4 protein-coding genes and 2 pseudogenes are annotated in these 11,204 nt (G+C 46.0%); 4 read left to right on the plus strand and 2 right to left on the minus strand.

The features are described 5' to 3' along the window. From RIG27_RS26935 to RIG27_RS26950, 4 genes and pseudogenes are all read left to right on the plus strand, one after another. Positions 1 to 2,195, plus strand: a pseudogene (locus RIG27_RS26935) (ornithine cyclodeaminase). A 303-nt stretch (positions 2,196 to 2,498) separates the two neighbouring features. After that, a pseudogene (locus RIG27_RS26940) lies at positions 2,499 to 2,846 on the plus strand (M20/M25/M40 family metallo-hydrolase); the annotation flags it as partial. A 427-nt stretch (positions 2,847 to 3,273) separates the two neighbouring features. Then, the gene (locus RIG27_RS26945; RefSeq protein ID WP_446350248.1) at positions 3,274 to 3,897 is read left to right on the plus strand and encodes an alpha-ketoglutarate-dependent dioxygenase AlkB; all 624 of its coding nucleotides are present in this window, start codon (positions 3,274 to 3,276) and stop codon (positions 3,895 to 3,897) included. Between the two features lie 371 nt (positions 3,898 to 4,268). Beyond that, the gene (locus RIG27_RS26950) at positions 4,269 to 4,487 is read left to right on the plus strand and encodes a hypothetical protein (RefSeq protein ID WP_446350249.1); all 219 of its coding nucleotides are present in this window, start codon (positions 4,269 to 4,271) and stop codon (positions 4,485 to 4,487) included. A 72-nt stretch (positions 4,488 to 4,559) separates the two neighbouring features. Here RIG27_RS26950 and RIG27_RS26955 read toward each other — a convergent pair whose 3' ends face one another. Continuing rightward, entirely contained in the window at positions 4,560 to 8,987 is a 4,428-nt protein-coding gene (locus RIG27_RS26955) for a CHAT domain-containing protein (protein WP_446350250.1), read from the minus strand. A 379-nt stretch (positions 8,988 to 9,366) separates the two neighbouring features. After that, the coding region (locus tag RIG27_RS26960) for a carboxypeptidase-like regulatory domain-containing protein (protein ID WP_446350251.1) at positions 9,367 to 11,204 on the minus strand (1,838 nt) is incomplete at its 5' end.

The following is an 11,204-nucleotide window of genomic DNA, read 5'->3' on the forward strand; positions in this document are numbered from 1 at the left end:
ATGCATCCAGAACCATCACCACGCCAAAAATGCCAGCGCATTCTCATGTGTCGTCCTGACTACTTTGACGTGGACTACATCATTAATCCTTGGATGGAAGGCAACCTGCACCAAACTCAACGCGATCGCGTCTTCCAACAATGGGAAAAACTTTACCACAGTATCAACCAACACGCCACCGTAGAACTGATCCCACCCCAACCAGGTTTACCCGATTTCGTCTTTACCGCCAACGCCGGAGTTATCCGTGGGGATAAAGCCATCGTCAGTCGCTTTCGTCATCCACAACGCCAGGGGGAAGAACCCTTCTTTAACGCTTACTTCCAACAGCAAGGCTTTACTGTCTATGAACTCCCACCTAACTTACCCTTTGAAGGTGCAGGAGACGCCCTACTTGACCGAGGCGAAGCCTTACTCTGGGCGGGATACGGCTTCCGTTCTACACTCGATTCCCATGCTTACTTAGCCTCCTGGCTAGATATCGAGGTTGTCTCCCTACGCCTGATTAATTCGCGATTTTATCACCTGGATACCTGCTTTTGTCCGTTAACGGGTGGCTATCTCCTCTATAATCCCCGCGCCTTCGATCACAATTCCAACCGCCTAATTGAAAAGCGCATCCCCAAAACGCGGCGGATTCCCATTTCAGGCGTTGATGCTGAGAATTTTGCCTGTAATGCAGTCAATATCGACAATTTAATTATCTTGCACCAAGCCAGTCACGAACTCAAACATCGTTTAACCACCATCGGTTTCCAAGTCATTGAAACCCCGCTTTCGGAATTCCTCAAATCTGGAGGAACCGCCAAATGTTTAACCCTGCGCCTAACTGAACCCATCGCCAATTTTAACGTTTCACGGGAAGTCTAGAAACTTGAGTCGGGGCGGGTTTACCTACACCACATACCGTGGCAAAGGTGCGTTACGCTGCGCTAACACACCCTACACATAGAGGCTTTGCTTAAGTCCTAATCTATCTTTCTTTTGTGAAACCGAAAGGATAGTCGTGAATCTCGCCCCTACACAATTTACACATCTCCCACTCAACACTTATAGCGCTTCGTTGCACTACATACCGTGAAAACGAAGATCACCAATTCCATCCTCACACCCATCACAGAAGAATTATGACTCAATTACTCCATTGTCCCCAATTGTCCCTCTGTTCCTATACTGAAGAAGCCCATGTCGCATCCGTGACTAAAGCTGGAGTCGCCCCAGACAACTTCTACAGTACAACCATTTATCCTACAGATGTCTTTATCGCCGGGGAATGGTTACGGGTAAAAAACCAGCGCATGGATGCCGCGATCGCAATCAATTATACCCCCACCCTATCCGCCGAGTGCAAACTGTTGCGAGATTTGGAAGTTGGCGATTTGGTGGTTGTTGGAGACGAGGGGATTCGTATCCAGGATAAAACCCCAGCCAACCCACCTGATCGCGAATTTAGTTTCATGTCCTCTGGTGTATCCAGTGAACGCCAAGTCCGTTTAATTGTAGAACGTCTTGCTAACGATTTACTCACCTATCGGGAAAGCGGCTGGAAAGTCGTCATTACCGCCGGTCCAGTGGTTATCCATACAGGCGGGGGTGACGCCTTAGCCAGGTTAATTCGCCAAGGATACGTACAAGCCTTACTCGGTGGAAACGCGATCGCGGTTCATGATATCGAACAAGCCTTGTTTGGTACATCCCTAGGCGTAGATATGCAGCAAGGAATCAACGTTCGCGGTGGACATCGACACCACCTGCAAGCAATCAATTGTATCCGACGATGTGGCACCATTGAACGGGCTGTCGATCAAGGTATCCTCAAGCGTGGCGTCATGTACGAATGCGTCAAACAGGGGATACCCTTTGCCTTAGCAGGTTCCATTCGCGATGATGGACCCCTACCCGACACCATCACCGATACCATTATCGCCCAACAGGAATACGCCCGTTTGTTGCATGGTGCAGACATGATTCTGATGTTATCCTCCATGCTACATTCCATTGGCGTCGGCAACATGACCCCCGCAGGCGTGCAAATTGTCTGTGTGGACATCAATCCCGCCGTTGTCACCAAATTATGCGATCGCGGTTCAGTTGAGTCTCTGGGTGTGGTAACAGATGTGGGCTTATTTCTCAACTTATTGGTGCAACAGTTAAACCAACAAACTGTTCCCCAACTGACTCAAATCAGCGGCTAACAAGTCTCGAAATCGTAGGGGCGCACGCTCCGTGCGCCCGATTCAATCGTCACATCTAATCCACAATTTTAGCTGTGTCAATTCGCCATCGTGGGTAAGAGTTATCAACCTAGAAACGCTTCTATTATCCTTTCTAGCTTTTGCCCACTTCACGGCAAGTTGGAATTGATTTTCATTTAATATCGGGCGACCCGATCAAGTTAGGTAATTTCCCTGTTCATTATTGCAGCGGGTCGCCCCTACAATTCCTTTACCTCTATCTCCAATATGCCATAACGATGTTTTACCAATCAGCAATGAACAATGAAAAATCAACTACACCGACGACACGAAATTCATAGCTTACAGTCGCACTTAGTCCAGTGGCGTCGGCACATTCATCAACATCCAGAACTCAGTTTCCAAGAACACCAAACCGCTAACTTTATCAGCCAAAAATTAACTGCATGGGGCATTAACCATCAAACAGGCATCGCCAAAACCGGAATTATCGCCCAAATCGAAGGCAAAAAACCCAGTCTAAACCCCCAAAATTTAGCCATTCGCGCTGATATGGATGCCTTACCTATTCTCGAAGACAACTCAGTTCCTTGTCAATCGCAACACCACGGCATTATGCACGCTTGCGGTCATGATGGACATACAGCTATTTTATGGGTCTTCCGTAGTTAGTGTGCTAAATTGTTAGTTTGATTTGCCAGAATATTGGACAGCAATAGCTTTAACCATTTTTACCCAAATTCAAATTTTTTTTGAGGCGATTAAAAACTATAGTCCTTGTGTGGCAAGCTTCCTGATTCATTAAAACTGATAGTTTAGCACACTAAGCCCGGAAGACCCAGGATTTAACGCCCCTCACCACCATCCCCAATTTGATTTTGATGAAACGGCGTTGGCAATCGGAGTTGAAGTTTTTGTCAGGTTTGTTGAAGCGTTTTGTCAATAACTAAATTTTGGACAAACTCTAATCAATGACTCACTCCAAATTGGGCTGATTAACCTTTTACGTGATCATTTCGATGTGTTAACCTTTAACAAGCTAGTTAATCAGCTTATCGAATAAATTTTTCTGCTAATAATGAGACCATCGTCAAAATCTATCAACTTCGATGTAGACACTAACTCAGAATCTATTGTGCCAGATATACCTGGACTAAAGTTGATCCCCGATTATATCAATACCCAGGAGCAAAATCAATTACTGGAGATTATCGACCAACAGGAATGGTCAACCCAATTAAAACGCAGAGTGCAACATTATGGGTATCGCTATGAGTATAAAAAACGGGCATTAGCATCCGCCAGCTACTTGGGAGAATTGCCAAATTGGGCAGATCAACTGGGACAACGACTGGTTCGCGATCGCGTCACCCCAACTCCCCCCGATCAACTGATTGTTAATGAATACTTACCCGGTCAAGGAATTACCAATCATGTTGACTGTGTTCCCTGTTTTGGCAATACCATTATCTCCCTGAGTTTAGGGAGTAGTTGTGTGATGAATTTTACCCACCCACCAACGCAAACTACGATTCCTTTTCTGTTATCACCTGGAAGTTTAATTATTTTGCAAGGGGTTGCCCGTTATCAGTGGCAACATGGCATTTATCCTCGCAAAAAAGATAAGTATCAGGGAAGAGAGTTAGTCAGAAGTCGGAGAGTATCCCTCACATTGCGAGAGGTTTTATTCCCGTATAAGTAATTTTTTACATAATAAGAATTTTTGAAAAATTCATCTGCTGATCAATCGAAACTCTAAAATGAAATGCACCCCTTAAAAGTTATCTAATTTAGGTATAGCAAAAAGCTCCAAGGTTTAGGGTAAGTAGTCGGACTGGCATAAAACGGTACGCTCCGGAGCCAGTGCAAGTAAATCGCCCTCAAACCCTTACTGTTCCCTGTTCAGTTCTAAGGTAGCGGTACCAGGGATTCTATCCCGATAGCTCTGATGAAAGCCGTATCACTATATAAGACTGAAACATGATCTCACCGGGTTCTCTATCCATAATCTCAGCCCTGACTATCATGTACAGCCATTAGTCATGGGTCGTTGACACAAGGGGTTTTACAGAAATGAATTATCAAGACAGGTTAAGTCCGTGGAAAATTGTCCGCTTGCAGTCGAATTTGCAACATGTCATTGTGGGTCGCTTCCGTCGTCGTGGCGATGCTGAAGGTCATTTGCGTATTCTGAAGCGGATGATGCCTGAGTTACAATTCGCGATTGTGTTTGATGTGGGTTACGCGGAGGAGTTTATTCCTTCTGTTTCTACAACTGAAGCAGAAAATTAATCGTGTAGAGACGTTGCATGCAACGTCTCTACATAAATGATGTGTCCTAACAGCCATGGCGGTTGCTATAACTTACCACGGACTACCAATCATTATAAATCCCGACCAATAATAAGGATGGGATAAATCCACCTGTCCCAACTCTGCCAATTGTGGCGGTAATGATACCCCTCCTCGCGTTCCACTCCCGCGCAATTGTCCCCCTTCAATCACTACATTTCCCCGCAACATAGATAACTGGGCTTCTCGTAGCGCCTCTGCTTTAATTGGAGTCTGACCCAGTTGGTTATACAACTCAGTCATTAAAGCTAATGTACCTTGGTCACTCACCTGCCAGACACTACCTAAAGCACTCTTCACACCCGACGCCACCGCTAATCCAGCAAACCCTAACTCCGCCTGATTGTCACCCACCGCCGTGCGACAAGCCGATAACACTAATAATTCTACAGGCGGATTATCCCAATTCATCTGTTGCATTTGGTCTAAAGTTAGCTTATCATTCCACAACTGTACATAGGAATTACTTGGTCCCCCAGATTTAAAATCGGCATGAGTTCCTAAGTGAATAATTTCATAAGGATAACGCTGGCGTGCTTGAATTAAATTCTCTAAGGTAAACTCTTGATTGAGAAACACTTCACCCGAACCCACTTCTTGGGCAATCGTTGATAACTCAACGGGAACCGCTGGTAACGGATTCAGTTCCGTAAATTCTGATGCCCCCATCGCTAAGATTCGCGGATTTTCCAGCGCCTGATAATTACTATTCATCAGGCTGAATGTGGGAATCATGCTGAGGCTGTAGTTTTCAATCAAAAACTGTTGACCATCATGCAAGACTGGCATAGGTATCGTTCGCAATCCCGCATCCATGGAAAAGAGTAACGTATCAATTTCAGCCGCTTCCAGTTCCGATGCAATTGGTGCAATTAACCACTGATAAAGTTGTTGCGCGGGTTTCAAATAACCATTCCCCCGACGGCGAAATGCATCCGTCAGTTGGACTCGCAGTTCATTCGTAACTCCTAGAAGTTGGTCGCGATTAACCGGGATAACTTTAGTGACAGGTTCGGCGGCGGCGGTAAAGAGGACTAATTTCACGCCATCCGGTTGGGTTACTGCATAAACCACGGCAGAACGATTCCCGGTTTGACGTTCAATTTCTGCCAACGTCTGTTCAATACTGGCTAAGGAAATTGAATACTGAGAGAAATCTTGCCCAAAGTAATCCGCAAACTCTTTCAGTCGGGCTTGTTCTAAGGATTCAATATAGCGATTCGTCGCCCCTGATGCATCCTGTAGGGTCAAAAGTGGGGTTGATGCGTCTATAATCGGCAGCGCTTGATTAACATTATCGGTGGTGTTGATAAAAGACGAAGACTCACCAAGATTATCTAAATCAATTCCGTCATAAAGATTGTAAATGACATCCGGGGACAAAGTTATCTTTGAGGAAACAGGCGTCTCTGGAGGAGTTTCTGGCGGAACAGGCGTCTGTGGAGAACCTGCACTAATAATCTGAATATTTCCTGTCGTTTGAGTTGAGGGGAATGATTCCACCGGAGAAATTGTCGCACTACCCGTGGTAAGGGAAGCAGCTATGCCATTCGTCGTTGCATCACCGATTTCAAAGGGTGTTTCATTCTCTCCGCCATGGCTAATCGTAATATTGCCCCCTTCACTCCCCCCAATGGTGGAGATACTCGCAGGTATTCCATTAGCGGCGGTAAAGATATCAGTGGCGCGGAAAAAGCTGTCAGTGTTAACATCAACTGCACCGCCTGTTGTACCCCCTTCTGTATTAATCCAGCTAACTTGAATATCATTTGGGGCATTAAGGCTAACAGTACCCCCTCCCCCGGAACCACCAGTGGTGTTAAGTTTCCCAGTGGTAATTTCCCGGTTGGCTTCGATGACAAGATTCCCGCCATTCGTATCGCCAGAGGTATTAATATCACCCGTCGTAATCGCCCCATTTTCGCTAGTTATGGCAATCGTTCCACCCGTTGTCGGTGAACTACTATCCAGGATGCCACTACTAGCATCAATACTACCTTCACTGGTCAGCGTAATATTTCCAATACCTTGGGATTCAACCGTACCACTTCCCAGCAGAGAAATACCAATATTATCTGATCCTGTTGCATCTTGCCCCGTACTGCTAAGGAGAATATTACCACTATTTGAACTTACCTTTGTCCCTGAATCCTGAATCTGAATCCCGCGACTGGAAGCCTCTGTTCCCCCTGTACCCTCTAGGGTAATATTCCCTGAACCTGTGGATTCAACCACACCGCCACTCAGCATAAAAATACCAAAGTTATTATTTCCCGTGGCATTTCCGGCTGCACCACTTAGGACAATATCACCATTGTTTGAACTTACGGTTCCTGAATTTTGAATCTGAATCCCTCGATTCCCATCTGTTCCCGTTCCCGCTGTACCCTCTAGGGTAATATTGCCGATTCCTGTGGATTCAACCACACCACCCAACATAAAAATACCAAAGTTATCGTTTCCGGTTGAGTCTCCACCCATGCCGTTAATTAAAATATCCCCATCCTCAGAACTTACCCGTGTTCCAGGATTTTGAATCTCGATACCGCGAGTCGCATTTGTACCTGAACCCCCTGTACCATTCAGGTTAATATTACCTGTTCCCGTTGCTTCCACAACCGCACCATTACTCAGAAAAATCCCCGTTTTTGCTGCACCGTCAAGACTTCCTCTGCCGGTAATATCAATCGTACCTGTCCCAGAATTAAGCATCCCACCGTTAAGCAGTACCGTTCCTATAACTTCACCGCCAAAGCTTCCCGGTTTAATCGAAATATTACCCCCATCCGTCAAAATTTGCGACCCTGAGTTCATCACAAATTGGGCAACTCCTGCATCTCGCTGGGCGGCTAAAGCATTTTCATCATTAATTGTGGCACTAAAGTTGCCGCCGTTTAAGGTAATGATCACATTATTAATGGTGATACTTCTGCCCGCTTGCAGCGTCAACGTGCTAATGTTAAACGCATTGATACTCTGATTAATCGTAATATCATTATTCGCTTGTAGAACAACATTGCCCATGAGCTCATTGAGCTGATCCGTATCAAAGATAACAGAGTTGCCTGGATTCTCGCCAAAAAGATTATTGTCAGCCAAACTCTCCGTTTCTCCATCACTAATCGTGATATTCTTCGGATCAAATAAAATAGTTCCTAGATTCCCGGATGTTGCCCCGACATCAACCAACCCTCGGAAAATCAAACTATCCTTAGCCGATATCTCCACCAAGCCACCATCACCGGAAATGTCGCCTCCTTTGGCACTCACACTGCCAGAAAAACGGTTAATTTCATCTGCCCAAGCCACAACCTGTCCAGCATTTCCTGTATTTATCGCATCAGCATAAATAACGGAATCCTGACTCACAAATGTCCGTAAAGCATTCGGTATCGCACCTTGTCCTTGAAACCCGCCACCAATCAAAATAGTGCCACCTTTATCACCACCAGACGCATTAATTGTGGCATTCAGTAATCCCACTTGTTCGCCCACTAGATAGACATTACCCGCCACTTGCTCACTCGACGTATCAATCACGCCAGATAGAATTGTTGTTCCTGATATAGTGGGAATCTCGACATCTGAACTGATGAGTCGCACCGTATTTGCTGAGTCAACAATAACGCCTGTACTCTCTTCGTCTTGTCCAGTCAATAACTCAGCTAATTGTAAGGGTGAAATGTCTTCGACTGTTGACAGCGAATCTCCTGCTGTTGCGGCTTCAATTTCTAACGACAGTAACATCCCGGCTTGAGAAATTCGGACTAACTTTTCTCCAGGAACCGCCGTAACTGTAATGGTTCCTCCGGGGGCGGAAAGGGTTCCCGTATTAATCACTTGACCCGCCAGTAGGGTTAAATTTTTGCCCTCACTTACTGCCAATTCACCCGCATTAATAATGCTTCCTGGCTGATCCAGTGTAAACGCAAAACGATTCGGCGAACCGACTAAGGATTGATAGTCTGTCTCACCACTGGAATTAAACCAACCATTCTCAAAACCCATCCCATTTGCCGTCGTTGCCGTAAAACTTCCTGGCACATTCAGACTGGCATCCGACCCAAAAATAAATCCTGATGGGTTCATCAAAAATAGATTAGAGTTGCCACCAGTGATCTGAATTAACCCATTAATAATTGACGCTTCGTTCCCCGATATTCTGCCTAAAATATTGTGGATCTGTGGATTCGATAAAAAGTTAGCAACTTGATTAGCATCGAGTCCAAACTGCTGGAAACTATGGAACAAATTCGCGCCATCTCCGGAAAGCGTTCCGCCTGTAATATTAAACTGGTTCCCGTCTGCATTAATAATAGTAGTCGTTCCATCATCAGCCGCCGTTATCGACTCGGCTTGTAGCGGTTCCTGCTTCAGAAATACCAATGGGATCAACAAGACTATCCCTAACCAACGGCTGAACTGAATCGGTGTAGACATGACTTTTTCCTGATTTTGAGGTAGAAATGCACTGGACTGGTTTAATGGGTTATATCGATCAAAAATCACCCTGTCGGGGGTGGTTAATCGACTTATAAGAGGTTGTTATTGATAACATATTAACCAAAGCTATCATTGGTTTCGCTTTAGTGAGGTTGCAGGGTTACTACATTTATGACTGATTTTGTCGCAGATTTCTCTAGTATAAAGAAATAAATGTCAAGTGTCAGCGTGCTAGAAAAAAATCTAGCTAAAATGAGTTAAAGTTACCCAACTATGCTATAGATTAAGAACTGAACTTTTGATGAGGTTTTATAGTATAGAGTATGTCTCAAGGATGTGAAATCTTGGGTTCCCTCTTTTCTCGTCCTGAATTGAGTTAGGGCGATCGCAGGTTCAACTCCTGAAAGGGTTCTGCATCCTCATCCAAAGTGATTGTCCCCGGTTGGGCGGGTTCCTGATTGATTTGCAGCGTGAATATCCCCTGGGGTAACTGTTCCAGATAATAAACACCCGCCCCATTCGTAACAGAAAATCGTCGTTGTTCGCCATCGGCGCTAATCGCTTCTATCCTCGCCCCAGCAACGACATTTCCTTGGGCGTCAGTCACCACCCCAGAAAGAGTATAGGATAATACCAAGGGAACTTGTACTATCGTATAACTTCCCGCCACCACCTGTACTGCATACGCCTGATTAACGGTTTGCCAATCTAAGGGAAATCCAGACGGATCAAAGTCGAGGCGATAGGTTCCTGGTGGTAAACGTAGGACAATTCTATCCCCTTGGACTTGGGGACGAAAGGATTGAATCGGTTGGTTATTCAGAATTAATAATAACTCTGGGTTTTCGGTGTAGATGTTTTCACCGCTATCTAACTTACCATTATTATTACGATCAAAAAACGGCTGAATCAATACCCCACCGCGATCGCGAAACCGATCCGATTGACGATCGCCACCAGAAACCCCCTCCTGTACATTTAAACTCGCCACCAATTCTAGGCTATAATTCGCCTCATTCGAGGTTAGCGATGCACCATCATAACGCCCCCGCACCAGCAAACCCGGTATAATCGTCGTTTGTACCTGGGCAATCCAGCCCGAACCCTGAGAACCCAACCCATAGCCCACCTGAGTGTCCCACAAATAACTCCCATCTAGCGATCGCACTTTGGATCGATAGCGCCAGCCAATTGTGGCGAAAGTATCCCCCTGCTGGAGGTTGCGGGTTTCATAACTCAGCAGTACAGAATAGCCATCACCCAGAAAACGGCGCGACAGATTATAATTCAAATCTGACCGAAATCCCAACTCATTCCCCTGATGATTCAATTGGAGAAATCCTAACCGTTGCGTCGCATTCCAGCGCCAGCGATTTTGGTCATCAAGCGTCGCCCGGGCAAAGGTAAAAAAACCACGACGACTAAACCCGGTTTGCATTCCCACCGCCGTACCCTCGCGACTATTATAAGTTCCCAATACCGTCAAACGCGGAAAGATACGCCAATTCAGATTAAGCCGTTGAGCAAAGCGATCGCTATTAAACTGTAAACTAATCGTAGAGGTTGGTTCATAACGCAAATTCGCATTACTATCCCAATCCCCCTGTTGATCTGGACTCAACACCGACGCCGCCACTTCCAAGGGTATCCCTTTGGGGCGAAAAAATACATCCGCTAATCCCCTCGCGGTTTGGTCATAAATCCCCCCCACACCTATTGTCAAATCTTCCGATACGCCCCACCGTTGGGCAATTCCTCCCTGAAAACTATGCCATTCTCCAATAAAATTCTGATTTTGAACTCCAGAGGGTTGATGAGACAAACCCGCTGAAACAATTGTCACCGAAGCCCCATCCGGAATTTGTCCGGGAACCGTAGAAAATGTCGCCTCCCGCACATCCGGCTGAGCGGAAAGGCGTCCTTGAGGATATAATAAAACTCGATAATTCCCCAACCGTTGACCCCCAATCGGTACATCTTCAAACCGATAAACCCCCGACGAATCCACCAACACCTCAGCCAAAACGCGATCGCTAAATCCTTGCGTCAGCCTTACCAACGTCCCCGGTTCCGCTTCACCCACAATAGTCCGCCCCACCTGCGACGCTTGCAACCGTTGTCCCGGACTAAATCCACCCCCACCAAACGTCACCGGAGGTGTAAACCCTTGACGCTGAATCGTCGTCACGCCCCAATAATCCCCCCTCCCCTGAC

Source organism: Coleofasciculus sp. F4-SAH-05 (assembly GCF_040222985.1).
GTDB lineage: Bacteria > Cyanobacteriota > Cyanobacteriia > Cyanobacteriales > Coleofasciculaceae > Coleofasciculus > Coleofasciculus chthonoplastes.